Genomic DNA, 25,710 nt, shown 5'->3' on the forward strand with positions numbered 1-25,710 from the left:
GTAGCCATGGCGTTTCAGAATGATTGCGTCGTTGTTCTCGAGGACGAGCATCTGTGCGGCGTCGCCAACCAGCTAGATCAATAAGTTGATCTTCCGACTTATGGCACGCCGTCCAATGCTGTTTTGAACAGCATATGGTTAACCCGGCTGTATTCGTTAAGCGCCCAGTCGGAGTGATGTCTCTTAAACATGCTCTCGTAAAAAATCAGCATGTCCTCAGAGGTCTCCGTAGGGGCCTGCTCGATGGTTTTATAACGTAGTGTGTCAACCTTGACTTGACCTAGAAGCTCACGTTTGAAGCCGTTATAGAAGTCCATGATTCTCTCCTGATAGACCTCACCTCTGTGGTCAGTACTGGCTATTCAGTTCCAAGTTGATTGCGCCAAACCAGATAATGGAGAGTGATCATCCTGTTTGGAAAGGGAAGCGAGCATGGAAGCCCAACTTATGTGAAAGTCACCTTCATCGGTTTTCAGTATGAGGGTGTGCGTGCTGATGGTGTCGTCTGGCTGAAGTTTCCAATGCGCTGCGTTATGGGTGGCGAGGCAATGTTTGTATGTCTCGATCTCATGTGGATGACACAACAGGAGCGCATTAACCTGCGGTACTTGGCTTGCCAGCAATTGCTTGAGCAGTGCTGCCAGGCGTTGTGGCTGAGGCGTCTCGTCAAGCAGGTGCCTGATCGCCTGGTTGGCGACCTCTGTGATATAGCGCTCCAAGTTGTCGCACATCGCTTTTCGCTCGTTTTCCCATTGAATCATCTGTGCGTTGGCGCGTTGCCAGAACTCTAGGCTCGCCTGCTCCAGAAGCACCTCACGGCTGTGTTGTGCACGGTTGAGCAGCGCATCGGCCTGAGCCTTTGCATGGGTTAACAGTTGTTCGGCTTGGGTGCAGTCAGCGAGCACTTCTCTGGGAATCAGGTTGTGCGGCAGGCCATGGACGTCCGGGGAGCAAGTGATTTTGCGTCGGCAGAGCATCGTCAGTTTTCCATTCCGTGGGGCGCAGGCACCAGGCTATTGTTTGAAAATGTTGTCATGCGCCACACCACGGCCTGCCACAGGGTATCCAGGCGACTCGCATCGCCGGTGTATGGGCGGTGGCTTTTTTCCAGATCGAGCACTCGCGCAAAGGAAAAGCGCAATCGCAGGCGTTGCCAGACTGGAGGCTCAACCCATATACGTAACAGCTGCAAAGGATCATCTGAAGGTAATAGCGTTTGCGGCGGCAGGGCCTTGGCAATCCGCTTGCACCATAGGTGATGGTCCTCCTGCAGGTGTGTGGTCTTTTGAGGGCTACAAATGCTGTCAATCAGGTCCAGCACGAAATCGAGTTCAGGGGACGACGCCAGGGCCAGCTTAAGCAGTGTGGGGTGGGGAGCAGGAGGCAGGCCGGGGGCAATTCCTTCGACGGTACATTTTACTGGGGCGTGGATAAGGCATCGCGCGTTGATTGCCGGATCGCCGTGGGTACGCCAGTCATCGTGCGCGGACCTCCAAGGAGCCGCCCACCATTGCGCCCAACTCAGGTGCTCACTCATTGGCTGGCAGAGTGCGAATTATCGGAGGAGCCGGCCGCCGCTTGGCCTACCTGCTTTCGCCGGTTGCGTAGGAAGAACAGCGCGGCCGTAGTAAGCACTAGGGCGAGCAACGTAAAGGTAACACTGCCGCGCCAAAAGCCGAGGTCATCTGCGGGTATCAAGAACGGCCCGAAATAAGCCAGCTGCCTCTGCTCTTGATAGGCGGTTGCAGGCACGAAGACCACCGTGAGCTTTTGCGGGTTATCCACCGTAGTGGACATTCCCGGGATGCTGCTGGCAACCATTCGGCGAACGCGCGAACGGATATTATCGGGGTCCAGCCGCGGATCATGCTTGATGAACACCGAAGCAGATGCAGGTTGCACCGGTTCTCCCGGCGCGATGCGCTCTGGAAGCACCACATGCACCCGGGCTACGATGACACCATCAATGTTCGACAAGGTCGCCTCAAGTTCCTGGGATAAGGCATAGATATACCGAGCCCGCTCCTCCAGTGGTGTTGAAATGACGCCGTCCTTGCGAAACGTATCGCCCAATGTGGTACGTGCGACCTTTGGGAGTCCCACCGCCTCCAACGTACGCACGGCACGACCGATATCGACGGCATCGACGACCACGACAACACCGTCTTTAGCAGGCACTTTTTGTGCGCGGATATGCTTGTCAGCCAATTCGGCAATGACCTCGTTGGCTTCTTGTTCGGATAATTGGCGGTGGAGTTCGACGCGCTCACTGCAACCGTTCAGCAAGAAGGCCAGTAATAAAAGCTGAAGCGCGGGGAGGAGGGACTTCATGCCCATCTACTGCAATTTGCTGATTTTATCGATGCCTTGAGCGGTTTTCCCGACGCCTTTCACCAGAATGTGAGTCAGCAGCAAGGTATTGGAAAGCTGGCTGGGGTAGTCCCGCATCGCACGCTCGTTATTTTTTTTACTCAGGGCGCGCAAACTTTTACTCATGCGTTCTGTTGATTGGGTGAGCGCGTCTGACGCGTCTGCCAACAGGTTAGTCTTGTCAGCGCGATGCGTGGCAGCAGTCGGGGCGGTTGGCTGTGCTAGGGCTGAGGTGAAGAGATGTATATCGGCAGACGGTGTGGGTGAGTATTCAACTGATCTGTTTGCGCTGCTAGCGTCGTCATGCCCTGCGGAAAAAACGGTTTTGATTTGCATGCCAGACCTATTGCATCAAGGGCTTGGGAGGGCGACGCTTGGTAAACGTCGCCGGTGTAGAAAACTCCCCCCGACTGATTGCCTCGGGGAAGTTAGCCGTTTTTAACGGAAGCTGTCAGCGACACTTTTCAGGCCGACTTGCCACCTGGCTTCTCGAGCCAGCTCTGCGATCTTTTTGTTGTCTTCTTTAGACCCTGCGGTGGTTTCTTCCAAATCTGGTGCTGAACCATAACGATTGTTTGTGTTTGCCTGATAAGGGTTATAGCCCGGGTTGCTGGATATCGACATTAAGTGTTCTCCATTGAAACCTGCAATAAAGGTAGTGGGTTTGCCAGTTTGATTCATGAAGTTTAAATCGTTGCTGGCAATAACTATGTGGTCGGTAGCGTGGATGGCGTTCCTGATTTTTTTCTGCAAATGTTTCGAATTGTTATGCGCTGGAAGCTTAATCTAACGAAATACGAAGTTGTTTCATTCGGTAGTAAAGAGTGCGTTTGGCCACACCTAACTCTACTGCCACACTGTCCACATTGTGTTCGTGCCGCAGCAAAGACTCTTCAATCAGCGTCTTTTCAATCTGTTGCAGCTGGCCCTTGAGGCCCATCCCTGTTTCTTCATTGGTCGTAGCTGTCCCACAAAGCGGCGGCAGTCCGAGCACGAAGCGCTTGGCGGCCGAGCGCAATTCACGCACGTTACCCAGCCAGGAATAGCCAAGCAGCTGCGCCAGCAGTGTGCTGGTCGGTGAGGGGGGTGGGCGTTCGAATCTATCCGCCTCATGCCTGAGCATGCTCAAGAATAAGGGGATAATGTGTTCACGGCGCTTACGCAGGGGGGGAGCTGGATGGTGACCACATTCAGGCGAAAATAAAGATCACGTCTGAACGTTCCTCGCTCGACCATTTTATGCAGCTGCTGCTGGGCAGACGCTATAACGCGCATATCCACCGGAATAAAGCGGGTCGAACCCAAGCGCTCAACGCCACGTGCCTCCAATACTCGCAGTAGCTTGGCTTGTAGCGAGAGCGGCAAACTGTCAATTTCATCCAGATACAAGGTTCCAAGGTGCGCGGCTTCGATGAAGCCTGCCCGTGATTGCACTGCGCCGGTGTACGCGCCGCTGTTGACTCCGAACAGTTGACTTTCTGCCAGGGTCTCCGGAATGGCCGCGCAGTTGACTGCGACAAAGTTGCCCCGTCGCCCTGATAAACGATGGATTCGTTGTGCCAAGGTATCTTTGCCTGTACCCGTTTCTCCCAGCAACAGGATGTCAACGTTGAGGGTGGCAGTGCTGCTCAAGGTATTTTCAATGTCAGCGTCTTCAATGAGTGAAGTGTTCGTCTCGTATTCCATGTGGTCAAGCGCCGACATCGAATGATTACTCCATACTCGCTCTTGCTTCACTATTGACAACGTGCTTGCTCTGCACAATAGAGTGAATTTTATAACACTTGTCACTGGTTCTTAGTGTGATTTGTTGCCTAAGTCGTGTGGGATAATTTTGATAATTTCCGACTTTTGTTTGTATTGGTTGAAAGGGTGTGTGGTGGTGCAGGATAATTCCGAAAATTATCTATGTTTAGGCTGAAATATTTTGGTGTAGTGTTTGAAAAAAACGTCGCCAACAAAAAAGCCGATGCACTGCATCGGCTTTTTTGTGGGCGGCGAAAATGACGGCTGACGTTTAGACGTTAAAGCGGAAATGCATCACATCGCCATCTTTAACAATATATTCCTTACCTTCCAAGCGCCATTTACCGGCTTCCTTGGCACCAGCTTCACCCTTGAACTGGATAAAGTCGTTGTAGGCAATCACCTCGGCACGGATAAAGCCCTTTTCGAAGTCAGTGTGAATCACGCCCGCTGCCTGCGGTGCGGTGGCACCCACCTTGACGGTCCAGGCGCGGACTTCTTCGACACCGGCGGTGAAGTAGGTCTGCAGGTTGAGCATTTCGTAGCCGGCGCGGATCACGCGGTTCAGGCCAGGCTCTTCCAGGCCCAGGGCCTCGAGGAACATGTCTTTCTCTTCGCCGTCATCGAGCTCGGCGATTTCCGCTTCGATCTTGTTGCACACCGGAACCACGATGGCGCCTTCTTCGTCGGCGATGGCCTTGACCACATCCAGCAGCGGGTTGTTCTCGAAGCCGTCTTCAGCGACGTTGGCGATGTACATCACCGGCTTGGTGGTCAGCAGGTGGAAACCTTTGATCACGGCCTTCTCATCAGCGCCCATGTTCTTCATCAAGCTGCGCGCAGGCTTGCCTTCGGTGAAGTGAGCGATCAACTGTTCCAGCAGGCCCTTCTGGACCACTGCATCCTTGTCGCCGCCCTTGGCGTTACGCGCGACTTTCTGCAGTTGTTTCTCGCAGCTGTCGAGGTCGGCGAAGATCAGTTCCAGGTCGATGATTTCGATGTCGCGTTTCGGATCGACGCTGTTGGAGACGTGGATCACGTTCTCGTCTTCAAAGCAGCGGACCACGTGGGCGATGGCATCGGTTTCGCGAATGTTGGCCAGGAACTTGTTGCCCAGGCCTTCACCTTTCGAGGCGCCGGCGACCAGGCCGGCGATGTCGACGAATTCCATGGTGGTCGGCAGGATGCGCTTGGGATTGACGATGACCGCCAGTGCGTCAAGACGCGGGTCAGGCATCGGTACAATACCGCTGTTGGGTTCGATGGTGCAGAAGGGGAAGTTCTCCGCCGCAATACCGGACTTGGTCAAAGCGTTGAACAAGGTGGATTTGCCGACGTTGGGCAGGCCGACGATGCCGCAATTGAATCCCATGGTGTTTCCCCTCGGTAAGAGTCAGGCCTTCTGGCTGTGCAGGTTTTTCATCGCGCGGTTCCATTCACCGGCGAAGATATCCGGCAGCACGCCGAGGGCAAAGTCGATGCTGGCATCGAGTTTTTCCTGTTCGGCGCGTGGCGCACGACCCAGGACGAAATTTGAAACCATACTGGCAACGCCTGGGTGGCCAATGCCGAGCCGCAGGCGGTAGAAATTATTCTGATTACCCAACTGCGCGATGATGTCGCGCAGGCCGTTGTGCCCACCGTGCCCGCCGCCCAGCTTGAGCTTGGCAACGCCGGGCGGCAGGTCCAGTTCGTCATGGGCCACCAGGATTTCTTCGGGTTTGATCCGGAAGAAGCCCGCAAGCGCCGCGACAGCCTGGCCGCTGCGGTTCATGTAGGTGGTGGGAATCAGCAGTCGAACATCCTGACCCTGGTGCGAGAAGCGCCCGGTCAGGCCAAAATACTTGCGATCGGCCGCCAGGTTTACGCCCTGGGCATGGGCGATACGCTCAACAAAAAGGGCCCCCGCGTTATGCCGGGTCTGTTCGTATTCGGCGCCTGGATTTCCCAGGCCAACGATCAGTTTAATGGCAGTCACGACAGGGGCCCTTCCTTTGGAGTTGTGGATAACATCGCCGACCTGGGTGCGGCGAAAGTGGATGACAGGAGCTCACTTATCCAGAGATAAACTTCGCGTTGTCGCCCGCTTTCTCGCTACGTTCCGGTCCGCGATGTTGCCTCAAGCTCCGGCAATACAGAGTGAATTACTCTGCAGCGCCTTCTTCAGCTTCCGGTGCAACGCGTGGAGCGTGTACGTTTGCAACAGCTTTGTCGTCACCGTGAGCCAGTGCAACGAACTCAACGCCTTTAGGGGCTTTGAGGTCGGACAGGTGAACGATTGCGCCGATTTCCAGAGCCGACAGGTCGACTTCGATGAACTCAGGCAGATCTTTCGGCAGGCAGGTCACTTCGATTTCGTTCAGGACGTGAGAGATCTCGCCGCCTTTCTTGACCGGAGCTTCTTCACCAACAAAGTGTACTGGAACGATAGCGGTCAGTTTCTGACCTGCTACGACGCGTACGAAGTCAGCGTGCAGTACGTGACCCTTGGACGGGTGACGTTGCAGGGCCTTGATGATGACGTTCTGCTTTTTGCCGCCAACGTTCAGTTCGATAACGTGGCTGTAGGCAGCATCGTTTTCGAGCAGTTTGGCAACTTCTTTAGCCAGCATGCTGATGGATTCAGGGGCTTTGTCGCCACCGTACACTACAGCTGGAACCAGGCTTGCGAGACGACGCAGGCGGCGGCTCGCACCTTTCCCCAGGTCGGAACGCAGTTCAGCATTCAAAGTAAAGTTGTTCATGTTGTATCTCCAAATTAACCACATTCGCCCCAGCGTTTGCGACCAGCGCTAAAGGCGATATGGGCAAAAAAGCCCCGCCCCAACAGAGTGCTGGGGCGGGGCGCTTTTCGTCAGGTTGATGTCGCCAAGGTTTGACCCTTAACGGAACATCGCGCTGATCGATTCTTCATTGCTGATACGGCGAACCGCTTCGGCAACGACCGGTGCGATATCCAGTTGACGGATACGCGCACAGGCTTGAGCTGCGGCGGACAACGGGATGGTGTTGGTCACCACCAGTTCGTCCAGCACGGAATTCTCGATGTTCTCGATCGCTCGGCCCGACAGCACAGGGTGTGTGCAGTAGGCGAAAACTTTAGCCGCACCGTGCTCTTTCAAGGCTTTAGCCGCGTGGCACAGGGTGCCGGCGGTGTCGACCATGTCATCAACCAGAATACAGGTACGCCCTTCGACATCACCGATGATATGCATCACTTCAGAGTGATTGGCTTTCTCGCGGCGTTTGTCGATGATCCCGAGATCCACGCCCAGGGATTTGGCAACGGCCCGTGCACGCACGACGCCACCAATGTCCGGGGACACGATCATCAGGTTTTCAAAGCGCTGATCTTCGATGTCGTCCACCAATACGGGGGAGCCGTAGATGTTATCTACCGGAATATCGAAGAACCCCTGGATTTGGTCAGCGTGCAGGTCAACCGTGAGAACACGGTCGATGCCTACCACGGTGAGCATGTCAGCCACGACTTTCGCGCTGATAGCTACACGTGCGGAACGCGGACGGCGATCCTGACGGGCATAACCAAAGTAAGGGATTACAGCTGTGATTCGAGTCGCTGAGGAGCGGCGGAAGGCATCAGCCATCACGACGAGTTCCATCAGGTTATCGTTGGTCGGAGCGCAGGTCGGCTGAATAATGAAGACGTCTTTACCGCGAACGTTTTCATTGATCTCGGCTGTAATTTCGCCGTCGGAGAATTTACCGACAGAGATGTCACCGAGAGGGATATGCAGCTGACGTACGACACGTCGAGCCAGATCGGGGTTGGCGTTCCCCGTAAAGACCATCATCTTGGACACGCGCAGTACCTAGAGGCTGAGGGTAACCTGGATGAGTATAGAAAATGGCAGGGGCGGCTGGATTCGAACCAACGCATGGCAGGATCAAAACCTGCTGCCTTACCGCTTGGCGACGCCCCTGTATCTGTTGCAACGAGTACCCAGTACTCGATTCCTTTTAGAGCAGACTTTGCAGCTTGCGATGCAACATCGAAACGTTGCTTCCCTTTGCTACAAACCCTGTAAGGGTCTCTGTAAGAAGGGCCGAGACTTTATCAGCTTCAGCTTTGCTTGGGAAGCCCCCAAACACACAACTTCCAGTTCCGGTTAATTTTGCTTCGGTAAATTTACCTAACAAATTCAAAGCGTTACGTACTTCTGGATAACGCCTTGCTACAACCGGTAAGCAGTCATTTCGACTGTTTCCCTTGGGAACGGGGCGCACTTTAATGGGAGAAGAGTTACGTGTCAACAACGGATCTGAAAAAATTTCTGCTGTACTTACAGATACTTGCGGGACAAGCACGACATACCACGGCTCTTCGGGGAATTCCGGGGACAGTTTCTCCCCGACGCCCTCGGCAAAAGCCGCGTGTCCGTGCACGAAAACCGGGACGTCGGCGCCCAGGGTAAGGCCCAGCGCGGCCAGGCGATCCTGGTCCCAGGCCAGTTGCCACAAGTGATTCAAGCCCAGCAATGTGGTCGCGGCATTCGAACTGCCACCACCGATCCCGCCCCCCATGGGCAGGATTTTATCGATCCAGATGTCGATGCCGAGCGGGCAGCCGGATTGTTCCTGGAGTTTTCTTGCCGCCCGCACGATCAGATTGCTGTCGTGGGGCACGCCTTCGAATTCGGTGTGCAACCGGATCACGCCATCGTCGCGCACGGCGAACGTCAGCTCATCGCCATAGTCGAGAAATTGAAACAGCGTCTGCAACTCGTGGTAGCCGTCTTCGCGGCGTCCGAGGATGTGCAGCATCAGGTTCAATTTGGCCGGGGAGGGCAGGGTCAGTGTTTCTACGCTCACGTCATTGCCCCAGCTTGCGCGGTTGCCAGTCCTTGATCACCAGCGTGACGTCCAGGTCGGTGCCATGCAGCTTGATGCGCTCAGGCAGCCAATAGCCGCTTTGCTGCACATAACTGAGGTATTCGACCTGCCAACCATCCTGTTCCAGGGTGGCCAGGCGGCTGTCGCCATTGAGGCTCAGGCGGCTCTTGCTGTCTGGTGCAGGCAGGCCGCGCACCCACCACACCAGGTGCGAGACGGGCAGTTTCCAGCCGATCTGTTCTTCCAGCAAGGCTTCCGGCGAAGTCGCTTCATAGCGGCCCTGATTGGCCACCTCCAGGCTGACTTGCCCCGGGCGACCGGTCAGGCGGGCCGCGCCACGACCCAACGGGCCCGACAAGCGAATATCGTAGTAGTCCTGGCGTTGCAGCCAGAACAAGGTGCCGCTGCCGGAGTCCTTGGGGGCGCGAACCCCGACTTTGCCTTCGATCTGCCAGCCGTCGATGCTGGCGAGCTGATCCTTGTGCTGCTTCCATTGCGCCGGGTTGCCCTGGCCTTCAACGGATTCACGGCTGCCGATGCCCGCGCAACCGGCGAGCAGGGCGATAAGGCTGAATACTGCAATGTGGCGAAAGAACATAAGCTTAAAGAGTCTCGGAACCGGTCAGGCGCTTGATGGTGCCGCGCAGGATGGGGCTTTCGGGTTGTTCCTTGAGGAACTTCTCCCAGATTTGGCGTGCTTCGCGCTGCTTGCCATTGGCCCACAGCACTTCGCCCAGGTGAGCGGCGACTTCCTGGTCGGGGAAGCGTTCCAGCGCCTGGCGCAGCAAGCGTTCCGCTTCATCCAGGTTACCCAGGCGGTAATTCACCCAGCCCAGGCTGTCGAGCACGGCCGGGTCTTCGGGGTTGAGCTTGTGCGCCTGTTCGATCAGCACCTTGGCTTCGTCATAGCGCGTGGTGCGGTCGGACAGGGTGTAGCCCAAGGCATTGAGCGCCATGGCGTTGTCCGGGTCGCGCTTGATGATCAGGCGCAGGTCTTTTTCCATCTGCGCCAGGTCATTGCGTTTTTCCGCCTGCATGGCGCGGGTGTACAGCAGGTTCAAATCGTCGGGGAATTGCAGCAAGGCTTGCTGCAGCAGTTTCCAGGCGCGCTCGCCCTGATTGTTGGCCGACAGGGTTTCGGCCTGGATCAGGTACAACTGGATTGCGTAATCCGGCTCGGCGTCGCGGGCCGCGGCCAGGCGTTTTTCGGCCTCGTCGGTGCGGCCGTTGCTCATCAGGATATCGGCCTGGCGCAACTGGGCCGGCAGATAGTCGTTGCCGGGGCCGACCTGAGCGTATTCGAGCAGCGCGGCCTGCGGGTCGTTGCGCTCTTCGGCGATACGGCCGAGGTTCAGGTGCGCCGAATCCACATGGCTTTCGCGTTCGATCAGCTCTTGCAGGTAACCCTTGGCCTCATCCCAGGCCTTGGCCTCCAGGCACACCAGCGCCAGGGAATAACGCAGTTCGTCGTCGTCCGGGTACTGCTGGACCAGATTGGCGAACTGCACTTTGGCATCCTCCATGCGGTCCTGTTCGACCAGCATGCGCGCATAAGTCAGGCGCAGGCGCTTGTCGTCCGGGTACTTCTTGATGCTTTTTTCCAGCAGCGGAATCGCTTCCTTGCCACGATTGAGGTTCTGCAGCAGGCGCGCGCGCAGCAGGATCGGTGCGACTTCGCCCTCTTCCGGCGGGTTCTGCTCCAGCAGCTTCAGGGCTGCTTCGGCTTCGTCATCCTGTTGCAGCAGCAGTGCCTTGCCGAAAATCAGCTGGCTGTTCTTCGGATGCTTTTGCAGCAGGCGGTCGAAACTCTTCATCAGCCCGTTGCGGGTGTCCTGGTCGGTGTCGGCGGCCGACAGCGCGAGGAAGTCGAAATGCGTGTCGCCCTTGCCCTGCAGGACCTTCTCCATATAAACCATGGAGTCGTCGTAACGCCCGGCCCGCGCCAGTTGAATGGCCGCCGCGCGCTGCGCTTCCAGATCGTCCGGCGCGTTCTTCGCCCAGATCAGCGAGGTGTCCAGCGCGGCCTGATCGGCGCCCAGGTATTCGGCGATGCGAAACGCCCGCTCGGAAATCCCCGGGTCCTGGGTGTTGATGGCCTGGGTCACGTAGTTGTCCAGCGCAATATCGAAGCGATTGCGCTGGCCGGCCAGTTCCGCACTCAGCAGGCTGAACACCGTTTCTTCAGTAAACGAGGAGTAAACCTTGGGCTTTTCAGGGGCGGGGGTGCTGTCTTCTACCGGCGGCGTACCGTCCGGCGACACGGGTGCCATGGCCTGGCAGCCGCTGAGAAAGACAAAAGCAAGGAGCAACGCGGAAGATCTATTCATATAGGAAGAGGACGACTAACCTGCGGTCGGATCATCATGACACAAGCCTTCGGCCAAACATAACCGAGACTCAGTGGATACCTTTTATAGGCACAAGGTATAGGGACAATAGACGACGGTGGTTGTTCTGAATCTATCGAAGTAGGACAATTGTCGGCTTCCCGACATCATCAGCGATATTGAATGGCCTTCCTCGCACTCGGTATTAACCACAAGACTGCCTCCGTAGACGTGCGCGAGCGCGTGGCGTTTACGCCAGAGCAGTTGGTTGAGGCCTTGCAGCAGCTCTGCCGGCTCACCGACAGCCGCGAAGCTGCGATCCTTTCAACCTGCAATCGCAGTGAGCTTTATATAGAGCAGGAACATCTTTCGCCGGATGTCGTGCTGCGTTGGCTGGCCGATTACCACCATTTGAGCCTCGATGACCTGCGCGCGAGCGCTTACGTGCATGAAGACGATGCGGCAGTTCGTCACATGATGCGTGTGGCCGCCGGTCTCGATTCGCTGGTACTTGGCGAGCCGCAGATCCTCGGCCAGATGAAATCCGCCTATGCCGTAGCGCGCGAGGCCGGTACCGTCGGCCCGCTGTTGGGGCGCCTGTTCCAGGCCACGTTCAATTCGGCCAAGCAGGTGCGCACCGACACTGCCATTGGTGAAAACCCGGTGTCCGTGGCGTTTGCCGCGGTGAGCCTGGCCAAACAGATTTTCAGCGACTTGCAGCGTAGCCAGGCCTTGCTGATCGGTGCCGGTGAAACCATCACCCTGGTTGCCCGCCATCTGCATGATCTGGGGGTCAAGCGCATCGTGGTCGCCAACCGCACCCTGGAGCGCGCGAGCATCCTGGCCGAACAGTTTGGCGCCCACGCCGTGCTGCTGGCGGATATCCCGGCCGAACTGGTGCGCAGCGATATCGTGATCAGCTCCACCGCCAGCCAGTTGCCTATCCTTGGCAAGGGCGCGGTGGAAAGCGCGTTGAAGCTGCGCAAACACAAACCGATCTTTATGGTGGATATCGCCGTTCCGCGGGATATCGAGCCCGAAGTCGGCGAGTTGGACGACGTTTACCTCTATAGCGTCGATGATTTGCACGAAGTGGTCGCCGAAAACCTCAAGAGCCGCCAGGGCGCTGCCCAGGCCGCCGAGGAGATGGTCAGTACCGGCGCCGAAGACTTCATGGTGCGCCTGCGTGAACTGGCGGCGGTGGACGTGCTCAAGGCGTATCGTCAACAGGGCGAACGCCTGCGTGACGAGGAGCTGATCAAGGCCCAGCGCTTGCTGGCCAACGGCAGCAGCGCCGAAGAAGTGCTGATGCAACTGGCCCGTGGCCTCACCAACAAGCTGCTGCATGCGCCCAGCGTACAATTAAAAAAGCTTACCGCCGAAGGCCGCCTCGATGCGCTGGCCATGGCCCAGGAACTCTTTGCCCTCGGTGAGGGCGCGTCAGAAAGCTCTTCGGATAAAAAACCGCAATGAAAGCGTCACTGCTCAATAAACTGGACGTGCTCCAGGACCGTTTCGAAGAACTGACCGCCTTGCTTGGCGACGGCGAAGTCATCTCCGATCAGGCCAAGTTCCGCGCCTATTCCAAGGAGTATGCGGAAGTTGAGCCTGTCGTGACCACCTACGGGCAATGGCTGAAAACCCACGCCGACCTTGAAGGCGCCCAGGCGCTGCTCAAGGACAGCGACCCGGACATGCGTGAAATGGCCGTGGAAGAAGTCCGCGAAGCCAAGGACAAGCTGATTGCGCTGGAAGGCGACCTGCAACGCATGCTGTTGCCCAAGGACCCCAACGACGGGCGCAACGTGTTCCTCGAAATCCGCGCCGGTACCGGTGGCGACGAGGCGGCGATTTTTTCCGGCGATCTGTTCCGCATGTATTCGCGCTATGCCGAGCGGCGTGGCTGGCGGGTAGAGATCCTGTCGGAGAACGAAGGCGAGCATGGCGGCTATAAAGAAGTCATCGCGCGGGTCGAAGGCGAGAACGTCTACGGCAAGCTGAAGTTCGAATCCGGCGCCCACCGCGTACAGCGAGTACCGGCGACCGAATCCCAAGGGCGGATCCACACCTCGGCGTGCACCGTGGCGGTGTTGCCCGAGCCGGACGAGCAGGAAGCTATCGAGATCAACCCGGCGGACCTGCGTGTCGACACCTACCGCTCGTCGGGCGCCGGTGGTCAGCACGTCAACAAGACCGACTCGGCGATCCGCATCACCCACTTGCCGTCGGGCATCGTGGTGGAATGCCAGGAAGAGCGTTCCCAGCACAAGAACCGTGCGCGGGCCATGTCCTGGTTGTCGGCCAAGCTCAACGACCAGCAGACCAGTGCCGCCGCCAATGCGATTGCCAGCGAGCGTAAATTGCTGGTGGGCTCGGGCGACCGCTCCGAGCGTATTCGTACCTACAACTTCGCCCAGGGCCGGGTCACCGACCACCGGGTCAACCTGACCCTGTACTCCCTCGACGAAATTCTCGCCGGCGGTGTGGATGCGGTCATCGAGCCGTTGCTCGCCGAATACCAGGCCGATCAACTGGCAGCGATAGGTGAATAAATGACCATCATCGCCAGTCTGTTGCGCGCCGCGGACCTGCCGGACTCGCCCACCGCGCGCCTGGATGCCGAACTGTTGCTGGCCGCTGCCCTGGGCAAGTCGCGCAGCTATCTGCACACCTGGCCCGAAAAAATCGTCAGCAGTGAAGACGCGCTGACTTTCGCCGGCTACCTGCAACGCCGTCGCGCCGGTGAACCGGTGGCTTACATTCTCGGTCAGCAAGGTTTCTGGAAACTCGACCTGGAGGTCGCGCCGCACACGCTGATCCCGCGCCCGGACACCGAATTGCTGGTGGAGGCCGCGCTGGAGTTGTTGCCGGCCACGCCGACTCGAGTTCTCGACCTGGGCACCGGCAGCGGCGCCATCGCCCTGGCCTTGGCCAGCGAGCGCCCGGCCTGGCACGTCACCGCCGTCGATCGCGTGCTCGAAGCCGTGGCCTTGGCCGAACGCAATCGCCAGCGCCTGCACCTCCATAACGCCATGGTGCTGAACAGCCATTGGTTCAGCGCCCTGCAAGGTCATCGCTACGACCTGATCATCAGCAACCCGCCGTACATCGCCGAGAACGACCCGCACCTGGTGGCGGGCGACGTGCGTTTCGAGCCGGCCAGTGCGCTGGTGGCAGGCCGTGATGGTCTGGACGACCTGCGCTTGATCATCAACGAGGCCCCGGCGCACTTGAATGCCGGCGGTTGGTTGCTGCTCGAACACGGTTATGACCAGGCTGAGGCCGTGCGTGACCTGTTGCTGACCCAAGGTTTTGAGGATGTTCACAGCCGCATCGACCTGGGCGGTCACGAACGCATTACCCTGGGACGCCGCCCGTGCTGACCGATCAGGAGCTGTTGCGCTACAGCCGCCAGATACTGTTGCAGCATGTCGACATCGACGGCCAGTTGCGCCTGAAAAAGGCCCGCGCGTTGATCGTCGGCCTGGGTGGCCTGGGCGCGCCAGTGGCGCTGTATCTGGCGGCCGCCGGCGTGGGCGAGCTGCATTTGGCTGACTTCGATACCGTCGACCTGACCAACCTGCAACGCCAGATCATCCATGACACCGACAGTGTCGGGCAGACCAAGGTCGATTCGGCCATGCGCCGCCTGACAGCGATCAACCCTGATATCAGCCTGATTCCTCATCGCCGTGCACTGGATGCTGACTCCCTGGCGGCGGCCGTGGCGGCGGTGGACGTGGTGCTCGATTGCAGCGACAACTTCGCCACCCGCGAAGCGGTCAACGCCGCCTGTGTTGCGGGTGCCAAGCCGTTGATCAGCGGCGCGGCGATTCGCCTTGAGGGGCAATTGTCGGTGTTCGACCCGCGCCGCGCCGATAGCCCGTGCTACCACTGTTTATATGGGCATGGCAGCGACACCGAACTCACCTGCAGCGAAGCCGGCGTGGTCGGTCCGTTGGTGGGCCTGGTGGGTAGCCTGCAGGCGCTGGAGGCCTTGAAGTTGCTGGCCGGTTTCGGCGAACCGCTGGTGGGCCGCCTGTTGCTGATCGATGCCTTGACCACGCGGTTTCGCGAATTGCGCGTCAAACGTGACCCTGGCTGCAGTGTCTGCGGGACGCCACATGGTTAAGGACGCGCCGATCGGTGTGTTCGATTCCGGTGTCGGCGGTGTGTCGGTGCTCGATGAAATCCAGCGGCTACTGCCTCACGAATCGCTGTTGTATGTCGCCGATGGCGGGCATATCCCCTACGGCGAGAAAACCCCAGCCTTTATTCTTGAGCGCTCCCGGCGGGTTGCCGAGTTTTTCCGCGAAAAAGGCGCCAAGGCATTTGTGATCGCCTGCAACACGGCGACCGTCGCGGCGGTGGCCGACCTGCGCCAGGATTTCCCCGACTGGCCGCTGGTTGGAATGGAACCCGCCGTCAAGCCCGCCGCCGCCGCCACCCGCGCTGGCGTCGTTGGGGTGCTGGCCACCACCGGCACCCTGCAAAGCGCCAAGTTCGCGGCCTTGCTCGACCGTTTCGCCACCGATGTGCGGGTGATCACCCAGCCGTGCCCCGGCCTGGTTGAATTGATTGAAACCGGCGACCTCACCAGCCCTGCCTTGCGCACGCTGTTACAGGGTTACATCGACCCGCTGCTCAGCGCCGGCTGCGACACCATCATTCTCGGTTGCACCCACTATCCCTTCCTCAAGCCGCTCCTGGCGCAAATGCTGCCCTCCAGCATCACTCTCATCGACACCGGCGCCGCCGTGGCCCGCCAACTCAAGCGTTTGCTGGGGGAGCGCGACCTGTTGGCCGTCGCAAATCCAGCGCCTGCGCAGTTCTGGACCAGCGGGGATGTGTGTCATCTCAGAAATATCCTACCGACACTATGGAAACATCCCGGAGTTGTGCGAAGCTTTGGCTCGTGAAAATTTCGTGAAAATTCGCTGAACTTCTGGTTGTGAGTCAGCTTCTATAGCGAGATTGCCTGTAAAAAATCACACCTTTTCCGTTTTCAAAGGACTGTTTCTTATGAAGCGCTTGTTCTGTTTGGCCGCGTTTGCGGCCGTCGTGGTGGGACACTCGGTTTCGGCCCAGGCTGCCGGCCTGGAATTTGGCGTGGGAAGCACCAGCGACTCCACCATGACGTACCGGCTTGGCTTGACTTCAGACTGGGATAAAAGCTGGTGGCAGAGCGACGTGGGCCGTTTGACCGGCTATTGGAGCGGCGCCTACACCTACTGGGAGGGTGACGAGCGGGCCGGCGCCAGCAGCCTGTCCTTCTCGCCGGTCTTTGTGTATGAGTTTGCCGGGCAGTCGGTCAAACCCTACATCGAGGCCGGGATCGGGGTGGCGGTGTTTTCCCGCACCAAACTGGAAGACAACAACATCGGCCAGGCCTTCCAGTTCGAAGACCGCTTGGGTTTCGGCCTTCGGTTTACTGGCGGACATGAAGTGGGCATTCGCGCCACGCATTACTCCAATGCCGGGATCAGCAGCAACAACGATGGCGTAGAGAGCTACTCGCTGCACTACACCATGCCGTTGTAATTCCTCAGAACACTGCAGGTCCCCTGTGGGAGAGGGCTTGCTCCCGATAACGGTGGTTCAGTCACTGGATTGCTGGCTGAAACACCTATATCGGGAGCAAGCCCCCTCCCACATTTGATCTTCATCAGTCTTTAGATCAGCGGTAGGCCGTGGCGATTCCTTCGCGCTCGTCCAGGCACTCCGGTGCACCCATCTCGAATTCCCGGCAAATCAGCGGCCGCCGTTCATAAATCGTGCACATCATCGTGTCTCGATCCAGCGCCGCGCACCAGCCGTCGTCCAGGCGCAGCATCACTTCGCCGCCCCAATCATCCGTGTCGATATAGCGCTCCGGCACGCCGGTGTCGGTGATCAGCATCACTTCCAGCTGGCAGCAGCAGGCCGCGCACGTTGAGCAAGTGACGGCGGGTTCGGTGATTTGGGTGTGGGGTATGGTGTTCATAGGCGCGCAGTGTAAGGCAAGCCAGGGATATGCGTATGAATGCTCTGACGGACGTCAGCGTGCCAGCCGATGAAGCCCGACGAATACCCCGGCCCACAGCACGGCCAGCAAGGCCATCGTCGGCCCCAGCCCGTAGCCGAACTCTACGCCAGCCAACTGGCTTCCGGCGTAATAGGACAACGGCCCGCCGACAGCGCCCAACAACGCCGCGCGCCACCAGGGCCTGGCGCTCCAGGCCAGGCAATGGTGCAGCGTGGTCGCCAGCAACGCCCACAGCAACATCAACCAGAAAGGAATCAACGGCCCCGGTTCGCTGAAGTGGAAGACGCCCAGGCTGCGCAGCAGCGTATCCAACAGCGTGCCTGCCAGCGTGACGCCGATGATCAATACACCGTCCTCGGCGGCCGAACTTATCCACAGCAGGTGGATGATCAGCACGGCCACTGCGACCAGCAGCCATGGGCTGTCACCGCCGAGTACACAGGCAAACCAGCCGCACTGGAACAGCGCGGCATTGGCCAGGGTTTTAAGCACTGAAACGCCCCAGCAGCGGCGGGGTGATCGCCGAGGGCTTGGCCAGCAATAACTGCGCGGTGCCAATGGTGCGCTCCATGAAGCCGCCTTCGCAGTAGCACAGGTAGAACTCCCACAAGCGCAGGAAGTATTCGTCGTAGCCCAATTGGGCGAGGCGGCCGTGGGCGCGGCGAAAGTTCTCGTGCCACAGACGCAGGGTGCGTGCGTAGTGCAGGCCGAAGTCTTCCATGTGCAGCAGGTTCATGTCGGTGTCGCGGCTGACGATGTTCAACATGTTCTGCACACTGGGCAGGGCGCCGCCGGGGAAGATATAGCGCTGGATGAAGTCGACGTTGTTTTTGGCCTGTTCGAAGCGTTGCTCACGGATGGTGATGGCCTGCAGCAGCATCAGGCCGTCGCTCTTGAGCAGATGCGCGCATTGCTTGAAGTAGGTCGGCAGAAAGCGATGCCCCACCGCTTCGATCATCTCGATGGACACCAGCTTGTCGTACTGGCCGGTCAGATCGCGATAGTCCTGCAGCAACAGTGTGACCTGGCCCTGCAAGCCCAAGGCTTCGATGCGCCGTTCGGTGTAGGCGAATTGCTCCTTGGACAAGGTCGTGGTGGTGACCTTGCAGCCGTAATGCTGCGCCGCATACAGCGCCATGCTGCCCCAGCCGGTGCCGATTTCCAGCAGGTGGTCGGTGGGTTTGAGGGCGAGCTTCTGGCAGATGCGCTCCAGCTTGTTCAGTTGCGCTTGTTCCAGGGTGTCGTCGGCGTTCAAGAACTGCGCGGCCGAATACATCATCGTCGGGTCGAGGAATTCTTCGAACAGGTCGTTGCCCAGGTCGTAGTGGGCGGCGATGTTTTTCTGCGAGCCCTTGCGCGTGTTGCGGTTCAGCCAGTGCAGCCCTTGGGTGAGTGGCCGAGCCAGGCGCGCCAGGCCACCCTCCAACGCGTCGAGTACGTCGAGGTTGCTGACCATCACGCGGACCACGGCGGTCAGGTCCGGACTGCTCCAGTACCCGTGGATAAACGCCTCGCCAGCGCCGATGGAACCGTTGGCCGCCACCAGCCCCCAGACTGCCGAATCGACGATCTGGATTTCTCCCAGCAACTGCGCTTCCCGTGCGCCGAAAACTTGCCGCTCGCCGTCCTCGATCACCACCAACTGCCCGTGGCGCAATTGGCTGAGTTGACGCAGCACACCTTTGCGCAGCAGCGCGGTGGTCATACTGTTGACGTTCAGGCGGTTGGCCTTGACCGATAAGCTAGGGGATTTCATGGCGGCGATCCTTGGTGTAACCGACGGCTGTGCGAGAGGCGCCATCGGCGGCCCGGTGGGAAAAAATCGGTGTGCGCTTGAGCAGCAGACGCAGGGCCTGCCAGTAAATCGCCAGGCAGGTCTTGGCGGTCATCCACGGGAAATGCCGCAAATAGCGATGCAGGCTGGCGCGATTCAATGCTTCTTTTTGCAGGCTCAGGGTGGCGTCGAAGACTTTCAGTTCGCCCTGCCAGTCGGCCATGTGCACGCCAAGTCGCGCAGCGGGCGGGCTGAAACTCATGCGGTATTCCAGGTCGCGGGGTAAAAACGGCGACACATGAAAAGCCTTGGCTACGGCGAAGTGTTGGTGCTCGTCGGCGCCCAAGGCTTGGGCCGGCAGCACATAGTGGTAGCGCTCACGCCATGGGGTGTTGGTCACTTCACACAGGATCGCGGCCAGTTGCCCATCGGCCTCGAAGCAGTAGAAGAAACTCACCGGATTAAAAGCCAGGCCCCAACTGCGGGCCTGGGTCAGCAGGCAGATAACGCCCTGGGGTGTATGGCCCAGGGCCTTGCCGACTTCCTGGCGCACGGCATCGCTCAAACTCATGCCATGGCGCGTCAATTCACGCAGGTAATCCTGCTGGCGAAAGCCGAAAGGCGCGAACAGGCTGCGTCCGGCCAGAGGGGACAGCCCAAGCACGGCGTCTTCTTCGCTCAAATCCAGGTACAGCAGGCCGATGCGGTAGCGAAAGGCGTGAGCCTTGGGCGCAAACCGACGATGGGCGATCCAGCCGCTGTACAAGGCGCTGTTCACAGGGCTTCCCCAAACGCCTGGGCCACGCGCAAGGCGCTGACTACGCCGTCTTCATGGAAACCGTTGGCCCAATACGCGCCGCAATAAAAGGTGTGTTGTGCGCCGGCCAATTCTTCCCAACGGCTTTGCGCGGCCACCGCCGCCAGGCTGTATTGCGGGTGGGCGTAGGTATAGCGCGCCAGGACTTTCAGCGGGTTGATCATCGCCGTCTGGTTGAGGCTGACGCAAAACGTGGTGGCGCTGTCGATGCCTTGCAGGATGTTCATGTCGTAGGTCACGGCCGCCTGGGTCTGCGTATGGCTGCCCAGTCGGTAATTCCAGCTGGCCCAGGCCAGTTTGCGGTCGGGCAACAGGCGGGTGTCGGTGTGCAGCACCACGTCGTTGTCGGCGTAGGGCAGGGCACCGAGGATTTCCTGTTCGGCCTGGCTCGGGTCGACGAGCAACGCCAGTGCCTGGTCGCTATGGCAGGCGAACACCACCTTGTCGAAGGCCTCGGTGCCGGCGGCGCTGTGGATAATCACGCCGTCGGCGTTGCGCTCCACCCGGTGTACGGGACAATTGAGGCGGATATGCTGGCGAAAGCTGCGTGTCAGCGGCTCGATATAGCGGGAGGAGCCACCTTCGATCACGCACCATTGCGGGCGGTTGTTCACCGACAGCAAACCGTGGTTCTTGAAAAAACGCACAAAAAACTGCAACGGGAAACCCAGCATGTCCGCCAGGGACATCGACCAGATCGCCGCGCCCATCGGCACGATGTAATGCCGCACAAACCGCTCGCCGTAACCGCCGGCGGCGAGGTAGTCGCCCAGGGTCATCTCGGCGTTGATGCGTTGCTCCTGCAAGTCCCTTGGCGCCTCGCGGTTAAAACGTAGAATGTCGCGCAACATGCCCCAGAACCCTGGCGACAGAATATTGCGCCGCTGGGCGAACAGGCTGTTGAGGTTATTGCCGTTGTACTCGAACCGCGTGCTTTCGTCGCACACCGAAAAGCTCATCTCGGTGGGTTTGAATCGCACGCCAATCTGCCCCAGCAGGCGGATAAAGTTGGGGTAGGTCCAGTCGTTGAACACGATAAAACCGGTGTCCACCGCGTAGCTTTTGCCTTCCACCGTGACATTGACCGTATGGGTATGCCCGCCGATGCGGTCACCCGCTTCAAACAGCGTGATGTCGTGCTGGCGATCAAGCAGATAGGCGCTGGTAAGCCCGGCGATGCCGCTGCCGATGATGGCGATCTTCACAGGTCGTCCTTCTTCGGCGGCGGGCTGCGCAGCATGCGTTTGCCGATGATCAGTTGGGCGCGGTTGGGCAGTTTCGACAGCGGCCACAGGGTGGCGATGAACATCGCGGGGAAGGCGATTTCCAGCGGACGTTTCTCCAGCTTGGCGAAGATGTGCCGAGCGGCTTTGTCGGCCGGCCAGCTCAGGGGCATCGGGAAATCATTGCGCTCGGTCAGCGGGGTGTCGACAAAGCCTGGGCTGATCACGGTGACGTCGATGTTCTCCGGCGACAGGCTGATGCGCAGGGATTCGAACAGGTAGCGCAGGCCGGCCTTGGACGCGCCATAAGCTTCGGCGCGGGGCATCGGCAGGTAGGTCACCGCGCTGGCGACCCCCACCAAATGCGGGGTAAGCCCTGCGCGTAACAACGGCAGCGCCGCTTCGATGCAATAACTGCTGGCCAGCAGGTTGGTGCGCACCACATGCTCGATGATCGAGGCATCGAACTGCCGCGCATCCACGTATTCGCAGGTGCCGGCATTCAGGATCACCGTGTCCAGCGCGCCCCAGGCGGTCTGGATCTGCTCGCCGATTTCACGCACGGTCTGGCTGTTGGTCAAGTCGCCGGCCACCACCAGCACTTGGCCGGGGTAGCGTTGGGCGAGGGCTTCAAGCGGCTCCCGCGACCGCGAGCTCAGCGCCACATGGGCACCGCTGTCGAGCAATTCCACGGCCAGGGCGGCACCGATGCCACTGCTGGCGCCGGTCAGCCAATAACGGCGGGGCGACGTTGCGTTCATCCCATTCTCCTTTTCAGCCAACGGACGACCCGGCCCAATACCGGCAAATGTTCGTAGAGCAGGGCGCCCGCATCGAAGTAGTCGCGATGGTGGTACACCTTGTTGTCGCGCCACATCAGGTGCGAGCAGCCCTCCACCCGGATGACTTGGCCGTTGGCCAGGCGTGGGTGGCAAAAACTCATTTTCCAGCGCAGGTAGCCTTCGCCTTCGGCAACCTGATCGAAGCCATGAAAATCGAAACGTAGCTGTGTGACGTTGCTGTACAACGATTCGAAATAACCGTGCAGCGCGTTCAGGCCGTGTAACGCGTGCAGCGGGTCGGTGAACGCGATGTCCCGGCTGTACAGGCTGTCGAGCAGGCGCAGGTTGTGCTTGTCCAGCGTGGCGAAGGTGTGCGCGAAGCGCGGCAGGAAATCACTCATGCTCGGCCACCTCCTGGCGTGAAGGCAGGCTGCGGAAGGCGGCCAATGCGCGCTCGCGGGATTTTTTCAAGTCGACGATGGCGCGCGGGTAATCCGCCATGCCAAACAGCCCGCCGACCGCTTCGGGGTTGTGGACGTCCTTTTTATTCAACGCGGCCAGCTCCGGTAGCCAGTGCTTGATGAACACGCCGTCGCTGTCGAATTTTTCCGATTGGCTCAAGGGGCTGAAAATCCGGAAGTACGGCGCCGAATCGGTGCCGGTGGACGAACTCCACTGCCAGCCACCGTTGTTGGCCGCCAGATCGCCGTCGATCAGGTGGCGCATGAAAAAGCGCTCGCCTTCGCGCCAGTCGATCAGCAGGTTCTTGGTGAGGAACATCGCCACCACCATGCGCAGGCGGTTGTGCATCCAGCCGGTTTCCAGCAATTGGCGCATCGCGGCATCGATGATCGGCAGGCCGGTGCGCGCTTCTTGCCAGGCCGCCAGGTCCTTGGGCGCATGGCGCCAGGCCACGGCCTCGGTTTCGGGGCGGAACGCACGGTGGCGCGACACCCGCGGGTAGCCCACCAGAATGTGTTTGTAGAACTCGCGCCAGAGCAGTTCGTTGATCCAGGTGATAGTGCCGATGTCGCCGCTTTCGAACTCACCCTGGTTGCTTTGCAGCGCGGCATGCAGGCACTGGCGCGGCGAAACCACGCCGGCGGCGAGATACGCCGACAGCTGGCTGGTGCCGGGTTTGGCGGGGAAGTCGCGTTCGTCTTTGTAGTAGCTGATCTGCTGCTCGGCAAACGCGTCCAGGCGCCGCCGGGCTTCGTCTTCACCTGCGGGCCACAGCGCGCGCAGGCAGTCGCTCGGTGGTTCGAAGCCGTCGACGGTTTGCGGTACCGGGTCACTGTTGAAGGCTAGTTTTTGCTGGGCCTTGGGCGTGGCCACGATGCGCGGCAAGGCGCTGTGCAGGCGCGAATAACAGACCTTGCGGAACTGGCTGAACACCTGGAAATAGGTGCCGGTCTTGGTCAGCACGCTGCCCGGCTGGAAAAGCAGTTGGTCCAGATAGCGGTGGAAAGTCACGCCGCAGGCTTCCAATTGCTGGGCTACCGCCGCATCGCGACGGTTTTCGTGGATGCCGTATTCCTCGTTGACGTGCACCGACTTCACTGACAGTTCCCGGCACAGTTCGCTGACTACGGCGGGCACCTGCTGCCAGGTTGCAGCGCTGCGGATCAGCAGGGGAATGTTCAACTCGCCGAGGGCCAGGCTCAGTCGTTGCAGGTTGCGCAGCCAGAAATCCACTTTGCACGGCGCATCGTCATGGGCCCGCCACTGCTCGGGCGTGATCAGGTACACGGCCGCTACCGGGCCGCGCTGGCTCGCGGCGGCCAGGGCGGTGTTGTCGTGAAGGCGCAGGTCGGTGCGCAGCCAGATCAGATGCATTACAGGAGTCCACGCTGGATCAGTTGCTGGTGGGCCGCCAACGCATCTTCGGCGACGAACAATTGCGGGATGTCATGGGTTAACACGGCCAACTCGGTCTGGTGGATGCACACCGCGGGCCCGACCAGCACGGTTGGGCAGTCGATGCCGCCCAGCAGTTTGTTCAACGCCGGCAGGTTCAGGGCCTTGCTCGAATACAGCAGCACCGCGCGCGGTTGCAGGTGCTCCACCGCCAGGGCAAGTTCGCCGGCGGGCAATGGCCAGTCGAAGACTTCCACCGGGCAATCGGCGCTGCTGGCCAGCCAGGCGCTGAGCCACAGGTGCGGCTCCAGGGGCAGGTCGGACTGGTTGACCAGCAGCAATGGCGTGCCCTGCAATTGGCGATTGTTGTGGTAAATGCGCGCACCGAACTTGCTGCGCAGCCAGGACAGGAAAAACACCCGTTCCATTTGCGCTCCGAACTGGCCTTGCCAACGCTGTTCAAGCTCGTTGATCAACGGCAGCAGCAGTTGCTCGCAGAGGGTGCGCGGCGGATACAGCGCCATGGCCTGGTTGAAGGCGTCGTCGACCCGGCGCTCGGCCAGTTCGCTGATGGCGGTGACCAAGGTCTGGCGCAGGGCGTGCCATTCATTTTCGACGGCGTCGGGGCTGGCCTGGGCCGAGTCGATCAGGGCTCTGACCTGGCTGACCGGCACGCCACGGTTGAGCCAGGTGAGGATGGCATGGATACGTTGCACATGTTCGGCGCTGAACAGCCGATGGCCCTTGGGCGTGCGCTGCGGCACGACCAGGCCATAGCGGCGTTCCCATGCGCGCAGGGTCACGGCGTTGACGCCGGTCTGGCGCGCCACTTCACGGATCGGCAGCCAGCCATCCTGGAGGGCTTGGGCGATGTCTTCGCCGGGTTCGTCTTGCGGGGCAGGCTTCATGGTCTAGATCGCATTGCGCAGGCTGAGGTTTTCCGGGTGCGGCTGCAGGTACGCCTGCTGCGCGATGTAGCGGTCCGGGTGTTGGCGAAAGTGATGCTTGAGCAGCGTCAACGGCACCACCAGCGGCACGATACCGTGGCGGTACTGGCCGATCACGGTTTGCATTTCCTGCTTGTCGTCGGCGCTGATGGCTTGCTTGAGGTAGCCGCTGATGTGTTGCAGCACATTGGTGTGAGTGCCGCGTGTGGCGCACTTTGTAAGGCCGGTCATCAAGTCGCTGAAGTAGCAGGAGGCCAGTGCTTCAAGGTCGGTGCTTTTGTCCATGCCGCCCAGTACGTGGCCGAGGCTTTTATAGTGCGCCGGGCTGTGGGCCATCAGCAGGTATTTGTAACGGGAATGAAAGGCCAGCAGGCGGTGACGGGTAAGTCCTTCTGCCAGCAACTGTTGCCAGCTGGCATACACGAACACGCGAGTGAGGAAATTTTCCCGCAGCACCGGGTCATTCAGCCGGCCGTCTTCTTCCACTGGCAGGTTGGGGTGGCGCGCGCAAAACGCCTGGGCATAGATGCCACGCCCACCGCCATCCACAGGGGCGCCGTTTTCGCGGTAGACCTTGACCCGCTCCAGGCCGCACGACGGCGACTTCTGCATGAAGATGTAACCGCACAGATCGGTGTGCTCAAGTGCCATCTGTTGGCCGTATTCATCCAGCGGCTGGGTGACGTTGAGTTCACGGTGCACGGTGCCGACCGCCTGCGGTTGGACGGGGTCGCCCACCAGGCGGATGGTTTCGCGAGGGATGCCCAGGCCGATGGCGACTTCGGGGCACAGTGGCACGAAGTCGAAATACTCGGCGAGCGTCTGGCTGCACAACAGCGATTGTTTGTGCCCGCCATTGAACCGCACATTCTCACCCAGCAGGCAGGCGCTGATACCGATCTTGGGTTTTGCGGTGCTGGACATGGGCAAACCTCTGCAAAAATTCCTGTACAGGTTTAAGGGGCTGTACAACTAATTGCATCATAGG

General features: G+C 59.6%; 29 protein-coding genes, 1 tRNA gene and 1 pseudogene. 6 read left to right on the top strand and 25 right to left on the bottom strand.

The window, feature by feature from the left end; genetic code table 11:
* Nucleotides 1-98: 98 nt before the first annotated feature.
* The 15 genes and pseudogenes from V6M90_RS24605 to V6M90_RS24675 form a co-directional block, all read right to left on the bottom strand.
* Nucleotides 99-317, bottom strand: a complete 219-nt coding sequence (locus V6M90_RS24605) for a hypothetical protein (protein ID WP_332847276.1) — start codon at nucleotides 315-317, stop codon at nucleotides 99-101.
* Nucleotides 318-362: 45 nt separating this feature from the next.
* Nucleotides 363-977, bottom strand: coding sequence for a type III secretion system stator protein SctL (gene sctL, locus V6M90_RS24610; RefSeq protein WP_003171587.1), 615 nt, complete (start codon nucleotides 975-977; stop codon nucleotides 363-365).
* Nucleotides 978-979: 2 nt separating this feature from the next.
* A complete protein-coding gene (locus V6M90_RS24615; RefSeq protein ID WP_258317843.1) occupies nucleotides 980-1,321 on the bottom strand; it encodes a type III secretion protein in 342 nt (113 codons plus the stop codon).
* A 212-nt stretch (nucleotides 1,322-1,533) separates the two neighbouring features.
* Nucleotides 1,534-2,331 (bottom strand): type III secretion system inner membrane ring lipoprotein SctJ, encoded by a 798-nt coding sequence (gene sctJ / locus V6M90_RS24620; RefSeq protein WP_003171589.1) that lies wholly within the window; start codon nucleotides 2,329-2,331, stop codon nucleotides 1,534-1,536.
* 6 nt (nucleotides 2,332-2,337) lie between these two features.
* Nucleotides 2,338-2,706 (bottom strand): EscI/YscI/HrpB family type III secretion system inner rod protein, encoded by a 369-nt coding sequence (locus V6M90_RS24625; RefSeq protein WP_332847277.1) that lies wholly within the window; start codon nucleotides 2,704-2,706, stop codon nucleotides 2,338-2,340.
* A 102-nt stretch (nucleotides 2,707-2,808) separates the two neighbouring features.
* Entirely contained in the window at nucleotides 2,809-3,051 is a 243-nt protein-coding gene (locus V6M90_RS24630; RefSeq protein WP_157135705.1) for a hypothetical protein, read from the bottom strand.
* Nucleotides 3,052-3,151: 100 nt separating this feature from the next.
* A pseudogene (locus V6M90_RS24635) lies at nucleotides 3,152-4,074 on the bottom strand (sigma 54-interacting transcriptional regulator).
* Nucleotides 4,075-4,387: 313 nt separating this feature from the next.
* Nucleotides 4,388-5,488 (bottom strand): redox-regulated ATPase YchF, encoded by a 1,101-nt coding sequence (gene ychF, locus V6M90_RS24640; protein WP_332847278.1) that lies wholly within the window; start codon nucleotides 5,486-5,488, stop codon nucleotides 4,388-4,390.
* Between the two features lie 21 nt (nucleotides 5,489-5,509).
* Complete coding sequence (pth, locus tag V6M90_RS24645; RefSeq protein ID WP_003171596.1) at nucleotides 5,510-6,094, bottom strand: aminoacyl-tRNA hydrolase; 585 nt, start codon at nucleotides 6,092-6,094, stop codon at nucleotides 5,510-5,512.
* Between the two features lie 166 nt (nucleotides 6,095-6,260).
* Nucleotides 6,261-6,860 (bottom strand): 50S ribosomal protein L25/general stress protein Ctc, encoded by a 600-nt coding sequence (locus V6M90_RS24650; RefSeq protein ID WP_003171597.1) that lies wholly within the window; start codon nucleotides 6,858-6,860, stop codon nucleotides 6,261-6,263.
* Between the two features lie 138 nt (nucleotides 6,861-6,998).
* Entirely contained in the window at nucleotides 6,999-7,940 is a 942-nt protein-coding gene (locus V6M90_RS24655; RefSeq protein WP_003171603.1) for a ribose-phosphate pyrophosphokinase, read from the bottom strand.
* A gap of 45 nt (nucleotides 7,941-7,985) precedes the next feature.
* Nucleotides 7,986-8,060 (bottom strand) — tRNA-Gln (locus V6M90_RS24660).
* A 37-nt stretch (nucleotides 8,061-8,097) separates the two neighbouring features.
* A complete protein-coding gene (ispE, locus tag V6M90_RS24665) occupies nucleotides 8,098-8,949 on the bottom strand; it encodes a 4-(cytidine 5'-diphospho)-2-C-methyl-D-erythritol kinase (RefSeq protein WP_332847279.1) in 852 nt (283 codons plus the stop codon).
* A gap of 1 nt (nucleotide 8,950) precedes the next feature.
* Nucleotides 8,951-9,568 (bottom strand): lipoprotein insertase outer membrane protein LolB, encoded by a 618-nt coding sequence (lolB, locus tag V6M90_RS24670; protein WP_003171605.1) that lies wholly within the window; start codon nucleotides 9,566-9,568, stop codon nucleotides 8,951-8,953.
* A 4-nt stretch (nucleotides 9,569-9,572) separates the two neighbouring features.
* A complete protein-coding gene (locus tag V6M90_RS24675) occupies nucleotides 9,573-11,297 on the bottom strand; it encodes a tetratricopeptide repeat protein (protein ID WP_003171607.1) in 1,725 nt (574 codons plus the stop codon).
* Nucleotides 11,298-11,480: 183 nt separating this feature from the next.
* Between V6M90_RS24675 and hemA the strand changes: the two genes are divergently transcribed.
* The 6 genes from hemA (at nucleotide 11,481) to V6M90_RS24705 (ending at nucleotide 16,838) form a co-directional block, all read left to right on the top strand.
* Nucleotides 11,481-12,770 carry a glutamyl-tRNA reductase gene (hemA, locus tag V6M90_RS24680; RefSeq protein ID WP_003171608.1) on the top strand — a complete coding sequence of 430 codons (1,290 nt, stop codon included), beginning with the start codon at nucleotides 11,481-11,483 and terminating at the stop codon, nucleotides 12,768-12,770.
* Nucleotides 12,767-13,849, top strand: a complete 1,083-nt coding sequence (gene prfA / locus V6M90_RS24685; RefSeq protein ID WP_003171609.1) for a peptide chain release factor 1 — start codon at nucleotides 12,767-12,769, stop codon at nucleotides 13,847-13,849. The genes hemA and prfA overlap by 4 nt, the downstream gene beginning before the upstream one ends.
* Complete coding sequence (gene prmC, locus V6M90_RS24690) at nucleotides 13,850-14,680, top strand: peptide chain release factor N(5)-glutamine methyltransferase (RefSeq protein WP_141064317.1); 831 nt, start codon at nucleotides 13,850-13,852, stop codon at nucleotides 14,678-14,680.
* Nucleotides 14,674-15,429: a molybdopterin-synthase adenylyltransferase MoeB gene (locus tag V6M90_RS24695; RefSeq protein WP_141064318.1), complete on the top strand. Its 756-nt coding sequence runs from the start codon at nucleotides 14,674-14,676 to the stop codon at nucleotides 15,427-15,429. Before prmC ends, V6M90_RS24695 begins: the two co-directional genes overlap by 7 nt.
* Nucleotides 15,422-16,216 carry a glutamate racemase gene (gene murI / locus V6M90_RS24700; protein ID WP_003171612.1) on the top strand — a complete coding sequence of 265 codons (795 nt, stop codon included), beginning with the start codon at nucleotides 15,422-15,424 and terminating at the stop codon, nucleotides 16,214-16,216. The genes V6M90_RS24695 and murI overlap by 8 nt, the downstream gene beginning before the upstream one ends.
* 103 nt (nucleotides 16,217-16,319) lie before the next feature.
* The gene (locus V6M90_RS24705; protein ID WP_003171613.1) at nucleotides 16,320-16,838 is read left to right on the top strand and encodes an acyloxyacyl hydrolase; all 519 of its coding nucleotides are present in this window, start codon (nucleotides 16,320-16,322) and stop codon (nucleotides 16,836-16,838) included.
* 136 nt (nucleotides 16,839-16,974) lie between these two features.
* Here V6M90_RS24705 and V6M90_RS24710 read toward each other — a convergent pair whose 3' ends face one another.
* The 10 genes from V6M90_RS24710 to V6M90_RS24755 are packed head-to-tail and all read right to left on the bottom strand — an operon-like array spanning nucleotide 16,975 to nucleotide 25,646.
* The gene (locus V6M90_RS24710) at nucleotides 16,975-17,280 is read right to left on the bottom strand and encodes a YkgJ family cysteine cluster protein (protein WP_003171615.1); all 306 of its coding nucleotides are present in this window, start codon (nucleotides 17,278-17,280) and stop codon (nucleotides 16,975-16,977) included.
* A gap of 54 nt (nucleotides 17,281-17,334) precedes the next feature.
* Nucleotides 17,335-17,814, bottom strand: coding sequence for a DUF2878 domain-containing protein (locus V6M90_RS24715; protein WP_003171616.1), 480 nt, complete (start codon nucleotides 17,812-17,814; stop codon nucleotides 17,335-17,337).
* A complete protein-coding gene (locus V6M90_RS24720; RefSeq protein ID WP_003171617.1) occupies nucleotides 17,807-19,078 on the bottom strand; it encodes an SAM-dependent methyltransferase in 1,272 nt (423 codons plus the stop codon). The genes V6M90_RS24715 and V6M90_RS24720 overlap by 8 nt, the downstream gene beginning before the upstream one ends.
* Complete coding sequence (locus V6M90_RS24725) at nucleotides 19,065-19,874, bottom strand: DUF1365 domain-containing protein (RefSeq protein WP_332847280.1); 810 nt, start codon at nucleotides 19,872-19,874, stop codon at nucleotides 19,065-19,067. The genes V6M90_RS24720 and V6M90_RS24725 overlap by 14 nt, the downstream gene beginning before the upstream one ends.
* Entirely contained in the window at nucleotides 19,871-21,118 is a 1,248-nt protein-coding gene (locus tag V6M90_RS24730) for an NAD(P)/FAD-dependent oxidoreductase (RefSeq protein ID WP_141064322.1), read from the bottom strand. Before V6M90_RS24730 ends, V6M90_RS24725 begins: the two co-directional genes overlap by 4 nt.
* Complete coding sequence (locus tag V6M90_RS24735; RefSeq protein ID WP_305428399.1) at nucleotides 21,115-21,897, bottom strand: SDR family NAD(P)-dependent oxidoreductase; 783 nt, start codon at nucleotides 21,895-21,897, stop codon at nucleotides 21,115-21,117. The genes V6M90_RS24730 and V6M90_RS24735 overlap by 4 nt, the downstream gene beginning before the upstream one ends.
* On the bottom strand, nucleotides 21,894-22,319 hold the full coding sequence (locus V6M90_RS24740; protein WP_141064323.1) for a nuclear transport factor 2 family protein: 426 nt from the start codon (nucleotides 22,317-22,319) through the stop codon (nucleotides 21,894-21,896). Before V6M90_RS24740 ends, V6M90_RS24735 begins: the two co-directional genes overlap by 4 nt.
* Nucleotides 22,312-23,754 (bottom strand): deoxyribodipyrimidine photo-lyase, encoded by a 1,443-nt coding sequence (gene phrB / locus V6M90_RS24745; RefSeq protein WP_003171625.1) that lies wholly within the window; start codon nucleotides 23,752-23,754, stop codon nucleotides 22,312-22,314. Before phrB ends, V6M90_RS24740 begins: the two co-directional genes overlap by 8 nt.
* Nucleotides 23,754-24,683 (bottom strand): MerR family transcriptional regulator, encoded by a 930-nt coding sequence (locus tag V6M90_RS24750; protein WP_003171626.1) that lies wholly within the window; start codon nucleotides 24,681-24,683, stop codon nucleotides 23,754-23,756. The genes phrB and V6M90_RS24750 overlap by 1 nt, the downstream gene beginning before the upstream one ends.
* 3 nt (nucleotides 24,684-24,686) lie before the next feature.
* Nucleotides 24,687-25,646, bottom strand: a complete 960-nt coding sequence (locus V6M90_RS24755) for a YbgA family protein (RefSeq protein ID WP_003171627.1) — start codon at nucleotides 25,644-25,646, stop codon at nucleotides 24,687-24,689.
* Nucleotides 25,647-25,710: the final 64 nt, after the last annotated feature.

The sequence above is a fragment of the Pseudomonas lactucae genome, assembly GCF_036688725.1.
Lineage (GTDB): Bacteria > Pseudomonadota > Gammaproteobacteria > Pseudomonadales > Pseudomonadaceae > Aquipseudomonas > Aquipseudomonas lactucae.

Bases quoted from the DNA above. Each gene is read 5' to 3' on its own strand.
- phrB (WP_003171625.1), bottom strand. From the start codon at position 23,754: ATGCATCTGATCTGGCTGCGCACCGACCTGCGCCTTCACGACAACACC.
- lolB (WP_003171605.1), bottom strand. From the start codon at position 9,568: ATGTTCTTTCGCCACATTGCAGTATTCAGCCTTATCGCCCTGCTCGCC.
- hemA (WP_003171608.1), top strand. From the start codon at position 11,481: ATGGCCTTCCTCGCACTCGGTATTAACCACAAGACTGCCTCCGTAGAC.
- V6M90_RS24625 (WP_332847277.1), bottom strand. From the start codon at position 2,706: ATGCAAATCAAAACCGTTTTTTCCGCAGGGCATGACGACGCTAGCAGC.
- V6M90_RS24750 (WP_003171626.1), bottom strand. From the start codon at position 24,683: ATGAAGCCTGCCCCGCAAGACGAACCCGGCGAAGACATCGCCCAAGCC.
- ychF (WP_332847278.1), bottom strand. From the start codon at position 5,488: ATGGGATTCAATTGCGGCATCGTCGGCCTGCCCAACGTCGGCAAATCC.
- sctL (WP_003171587.1), bottom strand. From the start codon at position 977: ATGCTCTGCCGACGCAAAATCACTTGCTCCCCGGACGTCCATGGCCTG.
- V6M90_RS24605 (WP_332847276.1), bottom strand. From the start codon at position 317: ATGGACTTCTATAACGGCTTCAAACGTGAGCTTCTAGGTCAAGTCAAG.
- V6M90_RS24710 (WP_003171615.1), bottom strand. From the start codon at position 17,280: ATGAACACCATACCCCACACCCAAATCACCGAACCCGCCGTCACTTGC.
- V6M90_RS24755 (WP_003171627.1), bottom strand. From the start codon at position 25,646: ATGTCCAGCACCGCAAAACCCAAGATCGGTATCAGCGCCTGCCTGCTG.
- prmC (WP_141064317.1), top strand. From the start codon at position 13,850: ATGACCATCATCGCCAGTCTGTTGCGCGCCGCGGACCTGCCGGACTCG.
- V6M90_RS24705 (WP_003171613.1), top strand. From the start codon at position 16,320: ATGAAGCGCTTGTTCTGTTTGGCCGCGTTTGCGGCCGTCGTGGTGGGA.
- murI (WP_003171612.1), top strand. From the start codon at position 15,422: ATGGTTAAGGACGCGCCGATCGGTGTGTTCGATTCCGGTGTCGGCGGT.
- V6M90_RS24630 (WP_157135705.1), bottom strand. From the start codon at position 3,051: ATGAATCAAACTGGCAAACCCACTACCTTTATTGCAGGTTTCAATGGA.
- V6M90_RS24650 (WP_003171597.1), bottom strand. From the start codon at position 6,860: ATGAACAACTTTACTTTGAATGCTGAACTGCGTTCCGACCTGGGGAAA.
- V6M90_RS24675 (WP_003171607.1), bottom strand. From the start codon at position 11,297: ATGAATAGATCTTCCGCGTTGCTCCTTGCTTTTGTCTTTCTCAGCGGC.
- V6M90_RS24720 (WP_003171617.1), bottom strand. From the start codon at position 19,078: ATGAAATCCCCTAGCTTATCGGTCAAGGCCAACCGCCTGAACGTCAAC.
- V6M90_RS24740 (WP_141064323.1), bottom strand. From the start codon at position 22,319: ATGAGTGATTTCCTGCCGCGCTTCGCGCACACCTTCGCCACGCTGGAC.
- V6M90_RS24735 (WP_305428399.1), bottom strand. From the start codon at position 21,897: ATGAACGCAACGTCGCCCCGCCGTTATTGGCTGACCGGCGCCAGCAGT.
- prfA (WP_003171609.1), top strand. From the start codon at position 12,767: ATGAAAGCGTCACTGCTCAATAAACTGGACGTGCTCCAGGACCGTTTC.
- sctJ (WP_003171589.1), bottom strand. From the start codon at position 2,331: ATGAAGTCCCTCCTCCCCGCGCTTCAGCTTTTATTACTGGCCTTCTTG.